The organism is Pontibacillus salicampi (assembly GCF_042434395.1).
Classification (GTDB): Bacteria; Bacillota; Bacilli; order Bacillales; family BH030062; genus Pontibacillus; species Pontibacillus salicampi.
In genome coordinates, this window is sequence record NZ_JBHLTP010000003.1 from 828,567 (window position 1) to 847,969 (window position 19,403).

General features: G+C 40.5%; 22 protein-coding genes. 20 read left to right on the forward strand and 2 right to left on the reverse strand.

Annotation, left to right across the window (positions count from 1 at the left end):
* Positions 1-74: 74 nt before the first annotated feature.
* The 4 genes from lysA (at position 75) to ACFFGV_RS05690 (ending at position 3,130) form a co-directional block, all read left to right on the forward strand.
* Positions 75-1,376, forward strand: a complete 1,302-nt coding sequence (gene lysA, locus ACFFGV_RS05675; RefSeq protein ID WP_377345627.1) for a diaminopimelate decarboxylase — start codon at positions 75-77, stop codon at positions 1,374-1,376.
* A 22-nt stretch (positions 1,377-1,398) separates the two neighbouring features.
* Positions 1,399-1,833 carry a peptidylprolyl isomerase gene (locus tag ACFFGV_RS05680; RefSeq protein ID WP_377345629.1) on the forward strand — a complete coding sequence of 145 codons (435 nt, stop codon included), beginning with the start codon at positions 1,399-1,401 and terminating at the stop codon, positions 1,831-1,833.
* A 134-nt stretch (positions 1,834-1,967) separates the two neighbouring features.
* Positions 1,968-2,414, forward strand: a complete 447-nt coding sequence (locus ACFFGV_RS05685; RefSeq protein ID WP_377345872.1) for a site-2 protease family protein — start codon at positions 1,968-1,970, stop codon at positions 2,412-2,414.
* A 368-nt stretch (positions 2,415-2,782) separates the two neighbouring features.
* A complete protein-coding gene (locus tag ACFFGV_RS05690) occupies positions 2,783-3,130 on the forward strand; it encodes a GNAT family N-acetyltransferase (protein ID WP_377345630.1) in 348 nt (115 codons plus the stop codon).
* Positions 3,131-3,188: 58 nt separating this feature from the next.
* On the opposite strand, the gene ACFFGV_RS05695 is transcribed toward ACFFGV_RS05690, so the two are convergent.
* Both ACFFGV_RS05695 and ACFFGV_RS05700 read right to left on the reverse strand, forming a co-directional pair.
* Positions 3,189-3,713 carry a DUF309 domain-containing protein gene (locus tag ACFFGV_RS05695; protein WP_377345631.1) on the reverse strand — a complete coding sequence of 175 codons (525 nt, stop codon included), beginning with the start codon at positions 3,711-3,713 and terminating at the stop codon, positions 3,189-3,191.
* A 231-nt stretch (positions 3,714-3,944) separates the two neighbouring features.
* The gene (locus tag ACFFGV_RS05700) at positions 3,945-4,034 is read right to left on the reverse strand and encodes a YjcZ family sporulation protein (protein WP_084103087.1); all 90 of its coding nucleotides are present in this window, start codon (positions 4,032-4,034) and stop codon (positions 3,945-3,947) included.
* A 153-nt stretch (positions 4,035-4,187) separates the two neighbouring features.
* Between ACFFGV_RS05700 and ACFFGV_RS05705 the strand changes: the two genes are divergently transcribed.
* The 16 genes from ACFFGV_RS05705 to ACFFGV_RS05780 all read left to right on the forward strand — a co-directional run bounded on the left by ACFFGV_RS05705 (position 4,188) and on the right by ACFFGV_RS05780 (position 19,326).
* Positions 4,188-4,940: a segregation/condensation protein A gene (locus ACFFGV_RS05705; protein WP_377345632.1), complete on the forward strand. Its 753-nt coding sequence runs from the start codon at positions 4,188-4,190 to the stop codon at positions 4,938-4,940.
* 1 nt (position 4,941) lies between these two features.
* A complete protein-coding gene (gene scpB / locus ACFFGV_RS05710) occupies positions 4,942-5,538 on the forward strand; it encodes an SMC-Scp complex subunit ScpB (RefSeq protein ID WP_377345633.1) in 597 nt (198 codons plus the stop codon).
* Between the two features lie 74 nt (positions 5,539-5,612).
* Positions 5,613-6,017, forward strand: coding sequence for a hypothetical protein (locus ACFFGV_RS05715; protein WP_377345634.1), 405 nt, complete (start codon positions 5,613-5,615; stop codon positions 6,015-6,017).
* A gap of 82 nt (positions 6,018-6,099) precedes the next feature.
* On the forward strand, positions 6,100-6,603 hold the full coding sequence (locus ACFFGV_RS05720) for a DUF3907 family protein (protein ID WP_377345635.1): 504 nt from the start codon (positions 6,100-6,102) through the stop codon (positions 6,601-6,603).
* 158 nt (positions 6,604-6,761) lie between these two features.
* Positions 6,762-7,652, forward strand: coding sequence for a superoxide dismutase (locus ACFFGV_RS05725; RefSeq protein ID WP_377345636.1), 891 nt, complete (start codon positions 6,762-6,764; stop codon positions 7,650-7,652).
* A 340-nt stretch (positions 7,653-7,992) separates the two neighbouring features.
* The gene (locus tag ACFFGV_RS05730) at positions 7,993-9,096 is read left to right on the forward strand and encodes a D-alanyl-D-alanine carboxypeptidase family protein (RefSeq protein WP_377345637.1); all 1,104 of its coding nucleotides are present in this window, start codon (positions 7,993-7,995) and stop codon (positions 9,094-9,096) included.
* Complete coding sequence (locus tag ACFFGV_RS05735) at positions 9,089-9,679, forward strand: nucleoside recognition domain-containing protein (RefSeq protein ID WP_377345638.1); 591 nt, start codon at positions 9,089-9,091, stop codon at positions 9,677-9,679. The genes ACFFGV_RS05730 and ACFFGV_RS05735 overlap by 8 nt, the downstream gene beginning before the upstream one ends.
* Entirely contained in the window at positions 9,676-10,209 is a 534-nt protein-coding gene (locus ACFFGV_RS05740) for a spore maturation protein (RefSeq protein WP_377345639.1), read from the forward strand. The genes ACFFGV_RS05735 and ACFFGV_RS05740 overlap by 4 nt, the downstream gene beginning before the upstream one ends.
* Before the next feature lie 149 nt (positions 10,210-10,358).
* Positions 10,359-11,099, forward strand: a complete 741-nt coding sequence (locus ACFFGV_RS05745; RefSeq protein WP_377345640.1) for a pseudouridine synthase — start codon at positions 10,359-10,361, stop codon at positions 11,097-11,099.
* Between the two features lie 57 nt (positions 11,100-11,156).
* The gene (resA, locus tag ACFFGV_RS05750) at positions 11,157-11,705 is read left to right on the forward strand and encodes a thiol-disulfide oxidoreductase ResA (protein ID WP_377345641.1); all 549 of its coding nucleotides are present in this window, start codon (positions 11,157-11,159) and stop codon (positions 11,703-11,705) included.
* Between the two features lie 30 nt (positions 11,706-11,735).
* On the forward strand, positions 11,736-13,370 hold the full coding sequence (gene resB / locus ACFFGV_RS05755; RefSeq protein WP_377345642.1) for a cytochrome c biogenesis protein ResB: 1,635 nt from the start codon (positions 11,736-11,738) through the stop codon (positions 13,368-13,370).
* A 98-nt stretch (positions 13,371-13,468) separates the two neighbouring features.
* Positions 13,469-14,665 (forward strand): c-type cytochrome biogenesis protein CcsB, encoded by a 1,197-nt coding sequence (gene ccsB, locus ACFFGV_RS05760; RefSeq protein ID WP_377345643.1) that lies wholly within the window; start codon positions 13,469-13,471, stop codon positions 14,663-14,665.
* Positions 14,666-14,756: 91 nt separating this feature from the next.
* A complete protein-coding gene (locus tag ACFFGV_RS05765; protein ID WP_377345644.1) occupies positions 14,757-15,479 on the forward strand; it encodes a response regulator in 723 nt (240 codons plus the stop codon).
* Positions 15,479-17,251 (forward strand): ATP-binding protein, encoded by a 1,773-nt coding sequence (locus ACFFGV_RS05770; protein WP_377345645.1) that lies wholly within the window; start codon positions 15,479-15,481, stop codon positions 17,249-17,251. Before ACFFGV_RS05765 ends, ACFFGV_RS05770 begins: the two co-directional genes overlap by 1 nt.
* A 178-nt stretch (positions 17,252-17,429) precedes the next feature.
* Entirely contained in the window at positions 17,430-17,978 is a 549-nt protein-coding gene (sigX, locus tag ACFFGV_RS05775) for an RNA polymerase sigma factor SigX (RefSeq protein ID WP_377345646.1), read from the forward strand.
* The gene (locus ACFFGV_RS05780; protein ID WP_377345647.1) at positions 17,962-19,326 is read left to right on the forward strand and encodes an RsiX family anti-sigma factor; all 1,365 of its coding nucleotides are present in this window, start codon (positions 17,962-17,964) and stop codon (positions 19,324-19,326) included. Before sigX ends, ACFFGV_RS05780 begins: the two co-directional genes overlap by 17 nt.
* Positions 19,327-19,403 lie beyond the last annotated feature (77 nt).

Below are 19,403 nucleotides of genomic sequence, written 5' to 3' on the forward strand. Positions count from 1 at the left end.
ATCCTTCTATTTTAAACAATACAGAGTGAATAATTTGAATGTTGTAAATATATAAAGAACCAGGGGTGAGGAAGATGAACCATACGACAATAAATGATAGCGGCCATCTCGAAATAGCCGGGGTGGATGTGGTTGACTTAGCCAATACATATGGAACACCTTTGTTTATCTATGATGTAGAACGAATCCGAAGTAATGCAAGAGGCTTTGTTTCCGCGTTTGAAAAACAGGGAGTGACAGCACAGGTTGCGTATGCATCCAAAGCGTTTTCTTCCATTGCTATGCTTCAGGTTGCGAAAGAAGAAGGGCTGAGCTTAGATGTGGTTTCACAAGGGGAACTCTATACAGCCATTCAAGCAGAATTTCCAAAGGACAGAATTCATCTTCATGGCAATAATAAGAGTTTAGAAGAATTGGAGATGGCAATAACAGAAGACATCGGGTGTATCGTGGTAGATAATTTTCATGAAATAGAGCTTTTACATGCATTACTTGAGGAACATGGCAAGGAAATGGATGTTCTGTTGCGTGTCACACCAGGAATCGAAGCACATACGCACGATTACATTTTAACTGGCCAGGAAGATTCCAAGTTTGGATTTGATTTATGGAATGGTCAGGCAGAGCAAGCATTGATGCGTATGCTTGGGATGGACAGAGTTCATGTGAAAGGACTGCATTGCCACATTGGCTCTCAAATTTTTGAAACACATGGTTTTGTTTTAGCAGTGAAAAAACTGTTCGAGGCATTAGGTAGTTGGAATGAGCTGCATGGCTTCGTTCCAGAAATTATGAACCTCGGTGGCGGCTTTGGGATCAAGTACACGGATGAAGACGAGCCACTACCGCTACCTACCTATGTCAATCAGCTCGTAGAAGAAGTAAAAGTTCAGTCAAAGCGGTTTGACTTTCCCATACCAGAGATTTGGATAGAACCAGGAAGGGCCATCGTTGGTGACGCCGGGACAACATTATATACAGTGGGAGCATCGAAGCACATCCCTAACGTACGCACCTATGTGTCTGTTGATGGAGGCATGACGGATAATTTACGTCCCGCCTTGTATCATGCAAAATACGAAGCTGTAGCAGCGAATAAAATGCTGGAACCAAAAAATGAAACAGTTTCCGTTGCGGGAAAGTGCTGTGAATCCGGAGATATGTTAATATGGGATGTGGACGTTCCGAAACTTGAAAGCGGCGACCTGCTGGCAACCTTTAGTACAGGTGCTTATGGATATTCAATGAGTAACCATTACAACCGATTCCCTAAGGCTGCTGTGGTATTTGTAGAAAATGGACAACATCAGCTTGTCATAAAGAGGGAGTCCTATCAAGAGGTTACTCGCTTGGATTTGCCTTATGAACGTCTTTAAATGAAAGAGGAGGAAAACATATATGAAAAAAGGTACTATAGAATTTGAAAATGGTGAAAAAATTGTATTTGAATTATTTGAAGATGCAGCACCAGGGACCGTTGCAAATTTCGAGAAATTAGCTAACTCTCAATTTTATGATGGTCTAACCTTCCATAGAGTGATTCCAGAGTTCGTTATCCAGGGAGGCTGCCCGGAAGGTAATGGACGTGGGGGACCAGGATACACTATTAAATGTGAAACAGAAGGAAACCCTCATAAACATAATCGTGGATCTCTTTCCATGGCTCACGCAGGTAAGGATACAGGCGGCAGTCAGTTCTTTGTTGTATTAGAGCCTCAGCCTCATTTAGATGGACGTCATACTGTTTTCGGTCAAGTGACTGAAGGGTTAGATTCCATTGATCGAGTACGCGTAGGCGATGTAATGAAGAAAGTAACCGTTGTGGAAGAGTAGGTCGTAAAGACTTACTCTTTTTTTTTGAAACTGTGGGTTACTTTTCACGTTTTCTTTAGTACATACGCTTTCTTCATGTATTAGGTAAGCGAAATGCAAGAAAAGAAAGCAGAGGATTGATAGCCGTGTGGACAATGATAGGGCTTCTGATACTAATAGCTCCATGCAGCGTACTTATCCATGAATGTGGGCACGCGCTAACTGCATGGATACATAAAGCAGAATATATCTATTTACATTTAGGGATTGGTCCTAAGGTATGGAATGTACATACAGAGCACTTCCAATTCCAAATCAATTTACTTTTCCTTGTGGGAGCAATGGCGTTGTATGAACGAAAAGAGGCTTTTTCTAAAGCGGAACAAGCAATTATTTCTTTAGCAGGTCCTTTGGCGAACGGTCTTGCAGCTGGGGGAGGATTAGTTCTTTACCAATGGCTCCCCTTACCGATCGTTGCTATGTTCATCGCCTTCAATGGGTGGCTATGTGTTATGAATTTGATTCCATATCGAGTCGGCTCTAAGCGTTCTGACGGATACATCACTCTTCAATCGATAATTGGCCAGCAACGTTCTCCCTAACGAAAAAACCCCTTCCTGGCAGCCACATGTAAATGGGCTTGCATTATGTATAAATGGCGTTATAATAAGGTAGGAGTGATGAGCTTGAAAAAAAAGAACTGGATGCTCTTTCTAATCTTCTTTGGTATCAGCATGATTTGGGGAGTACTGTACTGGATATTATTTGTAATTGAATAAGGGATTGAACTAGCGTATAGTTTTCTTTATAATGGAAAATCGATTGTGGATGAACACATGTTATATAAGAGTAGGTTGTTTCTATGTTTAGTAATAATCACTAGAAAAAACTCTTCTGGCTAATGATGGTAGTAGCCATTGCTTTTCTACTCTCCATGATTGGAAAGTTTTTTTCATAGCGAGGGGTTCATATGTTAATTCGATATAAAAAGAGTTTCGAAAAGATTGCTATGGGTTTGTTGTCCTTCATGCCTGAAGAAAAAGATGTAAAAAAGCTGCTTCAGACCATTAAGGAATATGAAACAAACGAAAATTGGCAATTATATTTGTGGAAAGAAGAAGACATTTTAGGTGCCATTGGAATCCGGATTAATGATAATCAGGAAGCTGTTATTCAACACATCACCGTCAATCCTTCCCACCGTAATAGTGGCATAGGAAAGAAAATGGTTGAAGAAGTAAAACAGCAGCTTGGTTCCAAATATAGCGTTTGTTCTAATACAAATACGGAAGCGTTTGTAACACGCTGTGAATCGTAAGGTAGTAGAAAAAGCCAGCTCCTTCTAGGGAACTGGCTTTTTCTATGCTTGTGGAGAGTTATATTCTATTCTGCTTCCTAATTTCTAGTTGTTTCTCGCGTTCTTCAATGACCTCAGAGCGATCTCTTGTCGTATGTCTGTGAATGATAGTGGGATCTTCTAGTGGACTGGGAGCACCATATGTGCAGCCAAGCTCTTCACAACGAACCTTTACAGCCTCCAGTAAGGAAGAGTCCTCAATTGGCAGCTCCATGCTTTGATAGGGCACTCGATTCTGAATACGATACAATAGCTCGTTGAGGAAGGAAAATAGGGAATGTTCCTCCAAGCCATAGGAAGAGAGTTCTTCTTTTCTTTCGCTTAGGATATCATACGCCTTTTGACCCGTTCGATAGGCACCGATGACGTTTTCTCTTCGATAGTGATACATAGCGACAGCGATTTGAATGAGCCCAACCCAAGTAGCTTGTCTATCTAGAGGGGTATCCTCTTTCCATCTATCTTCAAGTATTTCATGACATTCGAAATAATCTCTCGTTCCGTGAAAGTGTGCGAGAAAGTCGACATAAGCTTGATCATACATACAAACGACTCCTTCTTGAACGGTGTGGATTCCTATATAATGTAGATGTGATTCTAATGAAATAGTTTATCACAACCTACTGGAAACAAGTCAACTAAGAAGGCGTGACTATCCATTAAGTAGGGAAGCAATACTGAATTTGCTAAAGGCGGTAACACCTTTACTCATTAGGTCATGCCGTTCTCAAATAAATACGCGTTAAGCCCTTTGCTTAACGCGCACCAATTAATCCTAGTATAACCAGCTAGCACCTACAATAATTAGAAGAATAAACAACACAACGATTAGCGCAAAGCCGCCACCATATCCGTATCCACTCATAATTGATTTCCTCCTTTTAATCTGTTAACGGATAAATGTTTTTTTGATAACATTTATCTTACGGTATTACCATATGAGGGAATCCGATATTGTGTATGGGCGTTTCCACTAGAAACGTTATTTTTTTGATATGGATTTAGAAAGGAAAAGCGTATGAACCATAGTTATACAGTGAAAATTGATGCCTTTGAGGGTCCATTGGATTTATTACTCCATTTAATAAATCAATATGAAATAGACATATATGATATTCCTGTTGCTCAAATTACAGAACAATATATGGCATATATCCACACTATGCAGCAGTTGGAATTGGATATCGCCAGTGAATATCTTGTCATGGCAGCTACATTATTAGCCATCAAGAGTCAAATGCTCCTGCCTCATCAGGAAATGGAAGAATTTCAAGAGGAGTTTGGTGATGAAGAGGAAGAGGACCCTAGAGATGAATTAATGCGAAGACTAATTGAGTATCGAAAGTATAAAGAAGCAGCACAGGAGCTGCAAGATCGAGAACACAATGCCAGTCAAATATATACCCGGCCTCCTCAAGAAATGGAAACGGATGAAGGAAGTCATCAGCCCGTTACCACACAAGGGGATGTTACTATTTACGATATGATTGGAGCAATGCAAAAGCTACTGCAAAAAAAGAAATGGGAAAAACCCCTAGAAACGAGAATACAACGTCAAGAAATACCGATTAGGGAACGAATGGACGAAGTGATGACACATATAAACGAAAATCCGCTGGGAATGCGATTCTTTGATTTATTCCCTCAGCCTACTCGTTCTCATATCGTGGTAACGTTTATTGCTATATTAGAGCTAATGAAAAACAGACAAATCATCTGTGAACAATCAAAGCACTTTGAAGAACTAGTGGTGTATAAAATGGAGGAGTAGTATGGAATTACAGCAATATAAAGCAATTGCTGAAGGTTTGTTATTTGCCTCAGGAGATGAAGGAATGACAAGAAAGCAACTAGCAGAGGTTATGGAATTAGACACAGAAACCATTCAACTCGTCTTAGATGAACTGAAATACGATTATGAACATGAATCTAGAGGAATTACGCTTATGAAGTCAAAGTCCTATTATCATTTGACAACAAAGCCGACCCACGCTCCCTACTTTAGAAAGCTGATGGACTCTCCTCATGCTAGCCGCTTATCACAGGCTGCATTAGAAACCCTTGCAATAATTGCATACCAACAGCCAATCACTCGGACAGAAATTGAGGAAATAAGAGGAGTAAAGTGTGATAGACCTATTCAGACGCTGGTAAATCGTTTTTTAATTGAAGAACGGGGACGAAAAGAAGGAATTGGCCGAGCGATTCTGTATGGAACTACTACAGATTTTCTCACCTACTTCGGCCTTACCTCCATTGAGGAGCTTCCTCCCCTTCCAGAAGGAACAAGCGAAGAGGAAAAGGAGGAAGAAGCAGATTTATTTTTCGGTAATAGGAAAGAAGAGGAAGAAAATGATCCTTTTGAGTAAATTTATAAAGGATGTTTTCCTCATAGGGCGAATAAATAAAAGGTAAGAACGATAGAAAAGTGGGGGAGCGATGAATGCAAATCATTACGTGTAAAGGATACACATTGGAAAAGAAGCAGCCCAACTCACCGGAAGATGCTTTTAGTCTGTCGGAACTCGTGTACCAAGATCGACAAGAGGAGCAGAAGCTTGAGGTTACCTATATTACCTATTTCGAATCCACTATCGCTGAAGAAGAAAAGAAGAAGCTTTACGACATGATAGAAGGAACTCCTTTTCAATTGAAAGACCTAATAGCTCTTTTTGCATTTATTCAATATCCAGAGTATAAGCATCGAAAGAGGGTATTTATTAACCAAGAAGCAAATTTCAACAAATTATTCGAATCTTTGCATTGGGGCAACGTGTCCAATATGTTAGGATTATTAGCAAAAGGTCGGCCTGTAGATGTCGACACTGTATTAGAATTAAAATTGTAAAAAAGGCTTGGATATGCGGTTTATTTTTTCTGTAGTTAATATACTATTAGTATCTTGAACTTGACTGGGAGGTCCTATTTGAATGAATAGCCAGATGGTTCGTGAACAGTTGATAACTGTCCAGAACGTCATGAACACAGCAGTAGATGAAATAAGCGAATACTTAAATCACTACACCATTCATGATATGCTCAAAGAGGATGGAAGCCAGAACAAAGAGTATTATGCGCTTCTATTAAAAACATTGCGCCGCCTCGAGGTTTTTTGTGAAGAAGCTTTTCATAAAGTGACGCTACTGTTGCAGAGGCATCCATTTCAGCAGCAGCCAGCAGAAAAAGTATTGTATGGCATCCACCATCAATGCGTACTGGAGTTCTTTTCTCCACGCAGTGATGCTTGGAGTGAAAACAGCCGTGCAGCCTATACGGGTAAAACGGCCATATCCTATTACGATCAACCACCTTATTCCTTCCGTAAGCTAATGACGGAATTAGAGGATGGTTTTCAAAAATGCAGAGAAGATTTATCCTATTTTGAAACAGATTATAATGGTAGGTTCTCGAACAAAACAAAAGGAATGTCCTGAGCAAAAGGGTCAGCGCTGAAATCAGCACTGACCCTTTTTTCGATTGGGGGAATGAAGCCCGCATATTACATATGCTTGTTCATACTCCGCGCTTATTTCTATGGCCTGGTGTATCACTTCTAATAGGCATAAAGCATAGGATAGGGCGAGGTGATGGTATGATAACGGAACAGGAACAATACCTTCAATCCCTTTTACACTGGTCCAAGGAAGTGGAAATGAAAGTCAAGACCACCCATATGTCTGAGGAAAATGAGAAAAAATGGCTGGATCAGTTAGAGAAATGGAGAAGTACGATTAAAAAGGCATTGAAGCAGAACAACATAACGGAATCGGAAGTGCAGAAGATACAACAAGAGGGGCAAACCTTATTGTATTCGCTTGCAGACTATTATGAAGAAGAAAGAAAAAAGAAGGTGGTTGGGGTTGGAGAGCATACATTACCTCCTCTTCCATATGCCTACGATGCGCTAGAGCCCTATATTTCCAAGGAGATTATGAAGCTGCATCATGATATTCACCACCAATCCTATGTTACAGGATTAAACAAGGCTGAGAAGAAATTGGAGCAGCTGCGACGGGAGTCAAACCAGGATCAATCTTTGCTAAAGCATTGGTTACGAGAACAAGCGTTTCATGGTTCAGGGCATTTTTTGCATACGATGTTCTGGTTTAACATGACCCCTCGAGGGGAGGGCAAGCCAACGGGAGAGCTTCTGAGGCAGATAGAACGTGACTTTGGAAGTTTTCGAGCTTTTAAAAAGCAATTTTCGGAGGCTGCTTTGTCCGTAGAGGGTGTCGGTTGGGCAATAGTAGTGTGGGAACTTCGATCTGGGAGATTAGCAATTCAAACGGCTGAAAAGCATCAAATGTTTGCTTTGTGGGATGTCGTTCCTTTACTAGCTTTAGATGTATGGGAGCATGCTTATTACTTACAATACCAAACAAAGCGACAAGATTATGTTAATAATTGGTGGAACATCGTGAATTGGTCAAATGTCCAAGAACGTTATGATAAGGTAAAAGATATAAAATGGACACTATACTAACGGTTATAGACAGCTATAATAAGGCTGTCTTATTTTTTATGGTAAAGCTGTTAACAGCAGCAACATGCTATTTCCCCTCTGTTCCAAAGTATGCTCTCTCATGCTCCTCATCAATTGTTTTGTACCAATAGCACATTTTTACTATTCCAATTTATACGCCTTTCCGGATATCACAAGTATTATAGAAATGAAGCTATAGCTCCCGCATGTAAGTTTTCTATTCAAGGATTTTATTCACAACTATGTCCTACCTCGCTTTCATGAGAAATAAAAGAAAGAAAGCATACGCCTGTCCTCCGTGCATAGATTAGTACAAAGCGTAGGAAATGGGGGAATAGGTATGATGCGGAAATGCCTATTGATAGTATTCGTGATGATTTTTCTTTTACATAATCCTGTTCTTGTCCAAGCGCAGCCAAATGTGTCTGCTAGAAACGCTGTGTTGATGGAGCAGACAACAGGAAGGGTGCTGCTTGAAAAACAGGCGCATGAAAAGCGGAAAATCGCCAGTATAACGAAAGTAATGACTGCCATCATAGCTATTGAATCTGGAAAAATGGAGGAGTTAGTCACAGTTTCGAAAAGGGCGGTTTATGAGGAAGGGTCTTCGATATACCTGGAACAGGGGGAAGAGATTAAGTTAAAAGACTTAGTATATGGATTAATGCTTCGCTCTGGTAATGACGCAGCTACCGCTATTGCGGAACATGTAGGAGGAAGCCTAGAAGGATTCGCTTTTTTAATGAATCAGAAAGCAGAATGGATAGGGATGAATAACTCTCATTTCGATAATCCTCACGGGCTTGATTCTGACGAGCATTATTCGACAGCCTATGATATGGCTCTCCTAACGAGGTATGCTATGAATAACGATGTGTTTAAAGACATTTCTCAAACGAAAATGTATAAAGCGGAAAACCGTGCGTATGCGTGGGGGAATAAAAATAAAATGTTAACGAAGTACTATGAATATAGTACAGGGGGAAAAACTGGCTTCACGAAAGCAGCAGGCCGTACCCTGATAAGCACTGCCAAGAAAGAGGATATGGAATTGATTATGGTTACCTTGAATGGACCAGATGATTGGAATGATCACCGTAATGCATTTGAATGGGGCTACAAAAATTATAAGCTAAGAGAAATTCAGCAAAAAGGAAAAGTACCTCTAGAGAGTAAAGACACTGAGAAACCAACAGGATATTTGTGGGAGGATATTTCAGTACCTTTAACAGATGAGGAATTTTTGCAGCTTGATTCCTTAAAATATGTGTCACAACCATCCGAAACAGAGGGAGTTCATTCGGTCGTTGGAAGAGCAGCTCTTTCCATTGAAGGCAAGACGATTATAGAAGCGCCAGTAATGGCAGAACGAAAGCCTCGTACTTCCTTCGTGGAAAGTGTGATACAAATGTGGAACCGTATAGCGGGGACCTTCCATGGTTAATATTATTTGGATGCTCATGGCGGTAATAGGAATTGTGTATGCCATGTTTAATGGAACAATGGATGAAGTAAATAAAGCACTGTTTAAAGGTGCGGATGACGCAGTTATGTTAGTGATTAGTTTAGTAAGTGTACTCGTGTTTTGGCTGGGGATGATGAGAATTGCCGAGGCATCTGGTTTGCTTAACGTTCTAGCTCGACTATTCCGTCCCATTGTCACTAAGCTCTTTCCGGATATTCCAGAAAATCATCCGGCAATGGGTTATATTCTTTCAAACATTTCTGCTAACTTATTTGGTTTAGGCAATGCGGCGACCCCAATGGGAATCAAAGCGATGGAAGAAATGAAGAAGATTTCTCAATCAGAAGAAGCGAGCCGTTCTATGATAACTTTTCTAGCTATAAACACATCTAGTGTCACGCTTATTCCCACGATGGTAATAGGAATCCGGATGAAATATGACTCTATTGCACCAACAGAAATAGTAGGGACGACGATTATAGCTACGTGTATTTCTACATTAGGGGCAATTTTAGTGGATCGCTTTTTTTATTCTGTTAGATCAAGGAGGGATACGAGATGACGTTGGTCACGACAATAAGTACATGGATTATCCCTTGTATAATTTTATTAATCCTCATGTATGGGACGATTAAAAAAGTACCTACGTACGAGACTTTTGTAGAGGGAGGAAAAGAAGGGGTGAAAATGGCCTTTTCTCTTCTTCCTTTTTTATTAGGAATGATGGTTTCTATTGCTATATTTAGAGCATCAGGTGCTATGGAAGCCTTTGTAGCACTTATAAGCCCTATACTTGGTATGCTTGGTGTGCCGCCTGATATTGTCCCATTAGCTGTAGTAAGACCAATTTCAGGGGCAGCAGCACTCGGCATGACAACTGAAATGATTGGAACGCATGGACCAGATTCATTTATAGGGCGTCTTGCTTCCACTATGCAGGGCAGTACAGATACCACTTTATATATTTTAACGGTTTATTTTGGAGCGGTAGGAATAAAAAGAATGGGAGATGCATTAAAGGTTGGACTGATAGCAGACTTTATTGGTATAATTGCTTCAATCATAGTTGTGTCGATTGTTTTCGGCAGTTAAAAGCGTTAACATATGAATGTTAACGCGTTTCTTTTGTTATGAAGGCTGAACCTTTATACTATATAGAGGAAGTTTAAGGTGAGAGAAAACCAGTCCACATCCATGTGAAAGAATAGAAGCATTTCAACTAGAACAAGAAGGTGATAGGAATGACAGATAATTTACAACGCGTACAGAAGCTAATTGCCCAAAGTGGTGTAGCTTCCAGAAGGAAAGCTGAACAATTGATGCAAGAAGGCAGTGTTAAAGTAAATGGGAAAGTCGTAACAGAGCTTGGAACAAAAGTAGGACCTAATGCCACAATTGAAGTAAATGGTGTTCCAATTGAAAAAGAAGAGCCGGTTTACTTCCTTCTCTATAAGCCTAGAGGGGTTATTTCTAGTGCTAAGGATGATAAAGGAAGAAAAGTCGTAACCGATCTATTACCTGGAGTCCCACAACGTATATATCCAATTGGCAGGTTAGACTATGATACATCAGGCCTTCTGTTATTAACAAATGATGGAAGCTTTGCCCAAGAGCTTATGCACCCCAAGCATCAAATTGACAAAGTATATGTTGCGAAGGTGAAGGGCATTCCTGCTAAGGAAGAACTCGTACAGTTAACAAAAGGCATTCACGTAGATGGAGATACTCTTAAAGCTGTGCGTCAACGTTTATTGTCTACTGACAGAAAGAAGAATACTGCTATTATTCAACTGACCTTACACGAAGGTAAAAATAGACAAATTAGAAGGATGTTTGAAGCACTTGGATATCCAGTAGATAAATTGAAACGAGAGCGTTATGGTTTTTTATCTGAACAAGGCATGCAGCCAGGGGACTATCGTGAACTAACCCCGAAAGAAGTCAAGAAGCTGAGACATCTAGCAAATCAAAATGTTAACTAAATTTTCACAAGTTTTCCTCGTTTGAAATGGTATAATGTGCAAGAGGAGTGACGAAGTATGGCAGATAAAAAGAAAAAAAGACTAGTATTTAGAAGTGTAATGCTTGCCATCATGCTTTCAGCTGTTGGGTTTGCCTTGTACTCCAGCTTTACTAAGGGTAGTAGTGAACAAATACAAGTGGGGGATGAAGCCCCTAATTTCAAGTTAGAAACAGTTAATGTGGAAGGCAAGGAGCATCTAACGCTGGATGAGTTTGAAGGAAAGGGCGTTATGATTAATTTTTGGGCAACCTACTGCCCTCCATGTAAGGAAGAAATGCCTTATATGCAAACGCTGTACCCTGAGTATAAAGAAAAAGGGGTAGAAATTATTGCGGTTAACCTGGATCAGGGGCAATTGGTGGTAGACAAATTCCTAAACAACTATGACTTGACCTTTCCGATTGTACAGGACTCAAACGGTCAGGTAATGGAATTGTATGATGTTGGGAATTTACCGGCAACCTATTTTGTTGGACCAGATGGTAAAATAGAGCATAAAGTAATTGGTGCTCTTACATTAGATAGGATAGAGGGCTACATGAAAGATATCACCCCTCAATCATAATAGCATTCACAGGATAGAGAGGGTTTCAACATGAAAAAAATTACGTGTGAATGCGGGCATGTCAATCCAGAAGGCACCGTTCTTTGTGAATCTTGTGGGAAACCAATAGAAGGAAATCAGCACATAGATGGAAATGAATCGAATCAATTACTTAACATGCGATACGATGGAAGTGCACGGCGTTCCAGAACGTATAATAAAACGTTCGTAGATAAGATATGGAACTTCTTTTCCTCCGTGAAGGTAGGCGTATGGCTTATTGCTCTTACGCTTATAGCATCGTCCGTCGGAACGATCTTCCCTCAAGAAGCAAACAATCAGTCACCACTGCCTGCAGCACAATATTATGAAGAAACATATGGGATACCAGGAAAGATTTATTATCAATTAGGATTTCATGACTTGTACGGCTCATGGTGGTATATGATCTTAGTTGCCTCCATTGGGGTTTCTCTTGTCATAGCAAGTTTAGACAGGGTTGTACCTCTATATCGGGCTTTGAAAAAGCAAAAACCAAAGCGTCATGAATCTTTCATGAAACGTCAAAGACTTTTTGGACAGGCTGAAAATGTTTTACAAGGCGATAAAGAGAAGCTTCTGGAACAATTAAAAAAACACCGGTATAAAGTAACGGAACAGGATGGCCATGTGTTAGCGGAAAAAGGTCGTTTTTCCAGATGGGGTCCTTATGTGAACCATATCGGGTTAATCATTTTTCTAATAGGTGTGCTGCTCCGTTTTGTCCCTGTTATGTATGTAGATAAAAGCATGTGGGTCAGAGAAGGAGAAACTCAGCAAATACCTGGTACAGATCGCCAGTATTATATAGAAAATAAAGACTTCTTTGTAGAAATGTATGATGAAGACGATCCGAGGTATAAAGAGGCCATCGAGCAAGAGGGTGGTAATGTGGTTAAGAATTACCAAACAGACGCTATTCTTTATAAGAGGACCGATGATGCTTTACCGGGAGCCGAGCCTCAGCTTGAAAAAGTAAAGGAAGGCTCTATTCAGGTGAATAGGCCCCTTTCCATAGATGGGTTCGGGTTGTATCAAACGACGTATCAGTTAAATGAATTTAAGACGATGACGTTTAAAATTCACAAAAAGGATGACCCTGATGAAAAAGCGCTAGGGGGCACTTTTACAGTGGATTTAGTTAACCCAAAATCTGAATACACGTTAGAGAACGGAATGGTCGTGAAATTAGACAGTTACTTCCCTGAATTCGAAATGCAGGACAAAGAACCTACTTCTATCTCTAAATTTCCTAAGAACCCTGCGTTTGTATTCCATATATTCGAGCCAGATGCTGAAGATCCAGAAGTAAGCTTTGTAGGGATTGGAACTAATCTGGATCCAAATGGGACAAATGAATTCAAAGTTGGTATAGAGGATTTTGCAACAAGAGATGTAACAGGTCTTACCGTTACGAGGGATAGAACGCTACCTATTTTGGCCATTGGCGGTATTATTTTCATGTTGGGTGTTATTGAAGGTATGTATTGGAATCACCGTAGAATATGGATCCACCCTAAAGGTGATGGAATTTGGCTGGCTGCTCATACGAATAAGAATTGGTATGGGATTAAGCGGGAAATTGATAAACTAGTAGATGGGACCAACATTCCTACCGTGGAGGATCAAAATGAGCGGAAAGCATAAGGGGATATCTCTTCGTCAGAATGCAGGTCTCCTGGAGACCTGCTTTGGCTTTTTGTGTATGCGGTTAAATAGGGATATTCACTTAAGGAGGAATTGGAATGGAGCTAAGTACAATCAGTAGTAATCTTTTATATGCTGCCTTTATTTTATACTTAATTGCTACTTTTTTCTTTGGAGGAACCATAAGAGAAAAGAGTGGGAATACATCTGGTAGTAAAGCAGGGACGATTGCAATAACATTGACCATTATTGGTTTTGTATTGCAGGTGGGCTATTTCATTACTCGCTGGATAGCTAGCCAGCATGCTCCTGTTAGTAACTTATTTGAATTTACGACTTTCTTTGGCATGATGCTGGTATTGGCATTTATCGTCATTTATTTTATTTATCGACTCAATTTACTAGGTTTATTCACGCTGCCAGTAGCATTATTAATTATCGCCTATGCGAGTATGTTTCCACGTGAAATTTCTCCACTAATTCCAGCGTTGAAAACCCATTGGTTATATATACACGTGACAACGGCCGCGGCTGGAGAAGCTATTCTTGCGGTAAGCTTTGCCGCTGGTCTTATCTATCTTATTAAAATGGTTGATCAATCAAAGCTGAATAAAAAAACCTTTTGGCTGGAATTTATATTGTATGGCTTATACGCAACAATTGGTTTCATCCTGATTACAACGACCTTCAGAGCAGTGGGTTACGAAGCAGTATTTGAGCTGCCGTCACAAACAGATGGTGCGGAAGCCACTCAAGTGGAATATACGCTACCTGCCATATCTGGACCATATGAAGGAGAATTAGTAACAGAAGATGCCATGTCACCTATATTTGAAATTCCGAGCTGGATGGCAGGAGAAAAAGCAGCCAGTAAATTAAACACAATGATTTGGTCCTTGCTTAGTGGTCTTGTCTTATACGGACTTACCCTATTAATCTTACGCAAGAGAGTGGCTGCCGCCATTCAGCCATATTTATCGAAAGTGAAACCAGACCTAGTAGATGAAATTTCCTATAGAGCAGTAGCCATCGGTTTCCCTGTCTTCACTTTAGGTGCCTTGATATTTGCAATGATATGGGCACAACAGGCATGGAATAGGTTCTGGGGCTGGGACCCGAAAGAGGTTTGGGCTCTTATTACATGGCTTTTTTATGCGGTATTTTTACACCTTCGTCTATCACAAGGGTGGCAAGGAGAACGTTCTGCGTGGCTTGCTGTTATTGGTTTCGTCATTATTATGTTCAACCTTATCGCTGTAAATCTCGTTATTGCTGGACTTCATTCGTATGCTTAAAGACTAGAAAGGCTACAATCAATTGATTGATAGCCTTTCTTTTCATCATAGGTAACACTAGTATGAATATTGATTATAGGAGGCGGTCACAATGGACCAAGAACAAAGTGGGAAAATATTAGTAGTAGATGATGAAGAACGCATCCGTCGATTAGTAAGGATGTATTTAGAACGGGAAAACTTCGAAGTAACGGATGCAGAGGACGGAGAAGAAGCGTTAACACTTGCACTGGAAGAGGATTTTGATGTTATCCTATTGGATTTAATGCTGCCAGGTAAGGATGGAATTGAAGTGTGCAAGGAATTACGAGAGAAGAAGGCAACTCCAGTCATAATGTTGACCGCAAAAGGGGAAGAAGCTAATCGAGTGCAGGGCTTTGAGGTAGGAACCGATGATTATATTGTAAAGCCATTTAGCCCAAGAGAAGTAGTCCTGCGCGTTAAAGCACTGCTGCGCCGTTCCTCTACTACTAAATTCCTCCAGACGGAAACCGCTACAGAGGATGTACTAGTATTTGATCATCTTACTATTGAAAATGATGCTCATCGTGTGAAGGCAGATGGTTCAGATGTAAACCTAACCCCGAAGGAATATGAATTATTGCTCTTTCTGGCACAGTCCCCTGACAAGGTGTTTGATCGAGAGGAATTGTTGAAAGAAGTTTGGCAATATGAATTTTTTGGCGATTTAAGAACAGTGGACACTCATGTGAAACGTCTAAGGGAGAAGTTGAATAAAGTATCCAAGGAAGCAGCTAAGATGATTGTAACGGTTTGGGGTGTTGGATATAAATTCGAGGTGGATGGTGAATAATGTTCTGGCGAAGTGTTGTTGGTAAACTTTGGTTTACCATCTTGCTTCTTGTATCCTTTGTCCTGTTTATCCTAACGGTGCTGCTGCTCGAATTTTTTGAGAATTACCATGTGTACCAAGCAGAGCAGGAATTAATGGAAACAGCTAAAAAGGTCTCAAGTATAGTAGACGAGCATGAAGAGGATCGGGATTTAACCCTTTCTATTGCGGAAACTGTCATAGACCCATCCAGTAGAATTGTCATTGCCTTTGATCAGGAGGACTATTGGATATCAGATAGCAAGGAAGAATCTGTCCCTACCATTGATATGGAATGGATACAAAGCAAAGACGAGTTATCGGCTGTTCTAGAACGTGGAGAAAGTGTGAAACAGGAGACAGTTCTGCCCGACAGTCAAACGAATGTGATGATAGTAGGGTATCCTCTTCCGGATAACAATGGGGCTATATATGTGTACCAGTCGTTAAGCTTTGTGGAGCAGACTACGTCCCAAACAACTAATATCATTTTGCTGAGCGCAGGTATTGCCATTATATTAACGACCATCTTTGCTTTTTTCCTATCCACTCGCATAACATCACCGCTTATAAAAATGCGTGAAGGTGCATTCGAATTGGCAAGAGGGGAGTTTAATACAAAGGTGCCTATTCTGACTCACGATGAAATTGGCGAATTAGCGATGGCATTTAATCGAATGGGACGCCAATTGAAATACCACATAAATGCTCTAAACCAGGAGAAGGAACAATTATCGAGCATTTTACGTTCCATGGCTGACGGGGTTATTACGCTGAATAGAAAAGGGGATATGCTGGTCACAAATCCACCTGCTGAGAGGTTTATAGATGCCTGGTATTTTGAACATAATCAAGAGGAGCAAATGATTAACACCTTACCTGAGGAGCTTCAACAGTTATTACAAGAGGTCATCTCCTCCGAAAGTGAAGTGATGACGGAGCTAACCCTTCAAGGAAGAAGCTGGGTGGTAATTATGACCCCTCTTTATGATAAATCATATGTACGTGGAGCTGTTGCGGTATTAAGAGATATGACAGAAGAGAGAAGACTGGATAAACTTCGTAAGGACTTTATCGCAAATGTCTCTCATGAACTGCGCACACCGATCTCTATGCTGCAAGGATACAGTGAGGCAATCGTGGATGATGTAGCCGAGTCACGAGAGGATAAGAATGATTTAGCTCAAATTATTTATGATGAATCTCAACGGATGGGCCGTCTAGTTAATGAGCTGTTGGACTTGGCGCATATGGAGGCTGGTCATATTGAACTTCATGAAGAGCAGGTGCCTCTGCAACCATTTGTGGAGCGGATAATACGTAAATTCGCCGGTCTTGCTAATGAGCATCAGGTCGAATTAAAGCAGCATATTGAGGAGGAATTTCGTACGGCGGCAGCTATAATGGACCCAGACCGGATGGAGCAAGTTCTTACAAATTTAATAGATAATGCCATCCGCCATACCCATTCCCAAACAACCGTTCATGTTTCCGTTACCAGAGCAGGAGATTCCATTGAGATAGCGGTGAAAGACCACGGAGAAGGAATTCCAGAAGAGGATCTACCATTTGTTTTTGAACGGTTTTATAAAGCTGATAAATCACGACAGCGTAAAAATGGGAAATCAGGAACGGGGCTTGGCTTAGCAATTGCTAAGAACCTTGTGGAGGCACATAAAGGAACTATTTCTGTGCATAGTAAGGTGAACGAAAGTACGACATTTATCGTTAAGATTCCTGAGAAACACGAATAACCCTTTATTATGACGAAGAATCTTGTTTCGTATGGAACAGTATCCGGCTTGACCCCCAACGGGCAGCCGGATTTTTTAAATGCAATCTATTCATATATTATAATTTATTTTATAGTAATAGAAGTTGAAACTTTTACATAGCTCAAACGACTAAATGGATGAACGGGGAGGTCCAATGATGAAGGCGGTTTTTCAAGAACTTTACGATAAATACCATAATGATGTCTATCAGTTTATTTTCTACATGGTGAAAAACCGTGAACAAACAGAAGATCTCGTTCAGGAAGTGTATATTAAAGTAATGAAATCATATGATCGCTTTAAAGGCGAAAGCAGTGAAAAGACTTGGATTTTCTCCATTGCACGACACGTAGCTATTGACTTCTTTCGAAAACAGCAAAGAAAAAGGGATAAAATTCTTGAATTCTTTGACTGGGGAGAAAAAGGCGAGCTCATTTCTGATAATGAACCATTACCAGAGGAAATCGCCCTGCAGAATGAAACTATTCAACAAATGTATCGTTGCTTGGATCGCTGCAGTGTTGACCAAAAGAGTGTACTAATATTACGTTTTATTCACTCTTTATCCATACAGGAGACAGCAGAAATATTAGATATGAGTATCAGTAAAGTAAAAACAACCCAGCATAGGGGAATGAAAGTATTGAAACAATTAATGGAGGAAGAACAAAGAAAGGGGGAGGGGAATCATGAAGCGCAACGATAACTATTCAGATGAAGCACTGGAAGATCTGTTGAAAAAAATGCCGCAAATACACGATTCTACTCCTTCTGAAACATATTATGAACGAATAGAAGCAAACCTATCAGATCAGCATATGTCCGCTCATGTTAAACCAAAGCGAAAAAAGCTAATTCCTATTACAGGAATAGCGGCTGCTGCCTTGTTTGCTATGTTGAGCACCCCCCTTTGGATGGACCGTACGTTTGATTCGGCAAACCAGCCATCAGAGTCGACGGAAGAAAGTACAGCTGATTTTGCGGAGAAGAAATCAGGATCATTGCCTTCCGCATCCGAAACACCACCCGAAGGAAAAGAGGGGGATTCTACAGGTGCTAATGACTCGTCCTTACCCCCCATGGAAAATGAGGGAGCCGAGCCAAACGACGCAACAGATAATTCTCCACCAACGATAAGTAAACAGGACGAAATGCCTAATACAAAACAGGAGGAGAAGGGACATCAAGAGAACGAATCTGGGGAAACATCCATGAGGACGTATGGGATGAAACAGGAAACTCTTGTTACAACTACTCATGATAAGGAACTGCTGGCCACCATTGGAGTGCCAAGGAAAGGCGGGAGTGAAGTTGTTCCCATCTCCTTCAAGGTTCCAGCCTCCTTTGGGAGTACAGCTGATGTATATAATGCCATTTCTACTTCTTATACAAATGCAAGGTGGGGCTTGGAGAGATATGCTCTCCAAGACGTGGAATTTCAAAATACGGAGAATGGAGCTCTCCAAGCTGTTTTTCCAGAGGATTATGATCCTCCCGCAACATTAAAGACTGAAGAGACCATAATCCATTCTTTACAGGTTATTTTGAATGCTTTAAATCAGGATGCCCTAACGCTAAGAAAAGGTAAAGAAGAAGGAATTCGTTTCACCCATAGTGGGTTCACGAAAAAAATTACGTCAACTGACTTAAAGCAAACGTATTCCTTGCTTTATCCGTCTGGTACTGAAGATCCGTTGCTTTTACCAAAAGACATAAAGGAAGAGCAATCTGTTGAAAAAGCAATAACTACTACTACCCATTCGATAATGAATAAGAAAGGTGAACCAGTTTTTTCCTCTCTAGGTTATGAAAATGTGGAGGAAAATGGAGATGTACTAATAATTACGTTTGCAGATAACGTGGAGCTAGATGACGATTTTTTCTCTATGGCACTCGTAGAAGGTATTCTTATGACCGCTAAATCATATAATTTTACTGCTGTTCACTTCAAAGGAGCAAATGTTGAGTCTGTGTCAGATTATCATTTCACTACTCCGATTCAGGTGCCAGAAGCAGTAAATCCGAAACCTTTCACGCTCCCATCTGGAAGCTAGTAAGAGGGTTTAATAAAAAGAAGGACGATATCACAAATGATATCGTCCTTCTTTGTTGTGGAAGTATGATTGAGTTA

Bases quoted from the DNA above. Each gene is read 5' to 3' on its own strand.
- lysA (WP_377345627.1), top strand. From the start codon at position 75: ATGAACCATACGACAATAAATGATAGCGGCCATCTCGAAATAGCCGGG.
- ACFFGV_RS05680 (WP_377345629.1), top strand. From the start codon at position 1,399: ATGAAAAAAGGTACTATAGAATTTGAAAATGGTGAAAAAATTGTATTT.
- ACFFGV_RS05685 (WP_377345872.1), top strand. From the start codon at position 1,968: ATGATAGGGCTTCTGATACTAATAGCTCCATGCAGCGTACTTATCCAT.
- ACFFGV_RS05690 (WP_377345630.1), top strand. From the start codon at position 2,783: ATGTTAATTCGATATAAAAAGAGTTTCGAAAAGATTGCTATGGGTTTG.
- ACFFGV_RS05695 (WP_377345631.1), bottom strand. From the start codon at position 3,713: ATGTATGATCAAGCTTATGTCGACTTTCTCGCACACTTTCACGGAACG.
- ACFFGV_RS05700 (WP_084103087.1), bottom strand. From the start codon at position 4,034: ATGAGTGGATACGGATATGGTGGCGGCTTTGCGCTAATCGTTGTGTTG.
- ACFFGV_RS05705 (WP_377345632.1), top strand. From the start codon at position 4,188: ATGAACCATAGTTATACAGTGAAAATTGATGCCTTTGAGGGTCCATTG.
- scpB (WP_377345633.1), top strand. From the start codon at position 4,942: ATGGAATTACAGCAATATAAAGCAATTGCTGAAGGTTTGTTATTTGCC.
- ACFFGV_RS05715 (WP_377345634.1), top strand. From the start codon at position 5,613: ATGCAAATCATTACGTGTAAAGGATACACATTGGAAAAGAAGCAGCCC.
- ACFFGV_RS05720 (WP_377345635.1), top strand. From the start codon at position 6,100: ATGAATAGCCAGATGGTTCGTGAACAGTTGATAACTGTCCAGAACGTC.
- ACFFGV_RS05725 (WP_377345636.1), top strand. From the start codon at position 6,762: ATGATAACGGAACAGGAACAATACCTTCAATCCCTTTTACACTGGTCC.
- ACFFGV_RS05730 (WP_377345637.1), top strand. From the start codon at position 7,993: ATGATGCGGAAATGCCTATTGATAGTATTCGTGATGATTTTTCTTTTA.
- ACFFGV_RS05735 (WP_377345638.1), top strand. From the start codon at position 9,089: ATGGTTAATATTATTTGGATGCTCATGGCGGTAATAGGAATTGTGTAT.
- ACFFGV_RS05740 (WP_377345639.1), top strand. From the start codon at position 9,676: ATGACGTTGGTCACGACAATAAGTACATGGATTATCCCTTGTATAATT.
- ACFFGV_RS05745 (WP_377345640.1), top strand. From the start codon at position 10,359: ATGACAGATAATTTACAACGCGTACAGAAGCTAATTGCCCAAAGTGGT.
- resA (WP_377345641.1), top strand. From the start codon at position 11,157: ATGGCAGATAAAAAGAAAAAAAGACTAGTATTTAGAAGTGTAATGCTT.
- resB (WP_377345642.1), top strand. From the start codon at position 11,736: ATGAAAAAAATTACGTGTGAATGCGGGCATGTCAATCCAGAAGGCACC.
- ccsB (WP_377345643.1), top strand. From the start codon at position 13,469: ATGGAGCTAAGTACAATCAGTAGTAATCTTTTATATGCTGCCTTTATT.
- ACFFGV_RS05765 (WP_377345644.1), top strand. From the start codon at position 14,757: ATGGACCAAGAACAAAGTGGGAAAATATTAGTAGTAGATGATGAAGAA.
- ACFFGV_RS05770 (WP_377345645.1), top strand. From the start codon at position 15,479: ATGTTCTGGCGAAGTGTTGTTGGTAAACTTTGGTTTACCATCTTGCTT.
- sigX (WP_377345646.1), top strand. From the start codon at position 17,430: ATGAAGGCGGTTTTTCAAGAACTTTACGATAAATACCATAATGATGTC.
- ACFFGV_RS05780 (WP_377345647.1), top strand. From the start codon at position 17,962: ATGAAGCGCAACGATAACTATTCAGATGAAGCACTGGAAGATCTGTTG.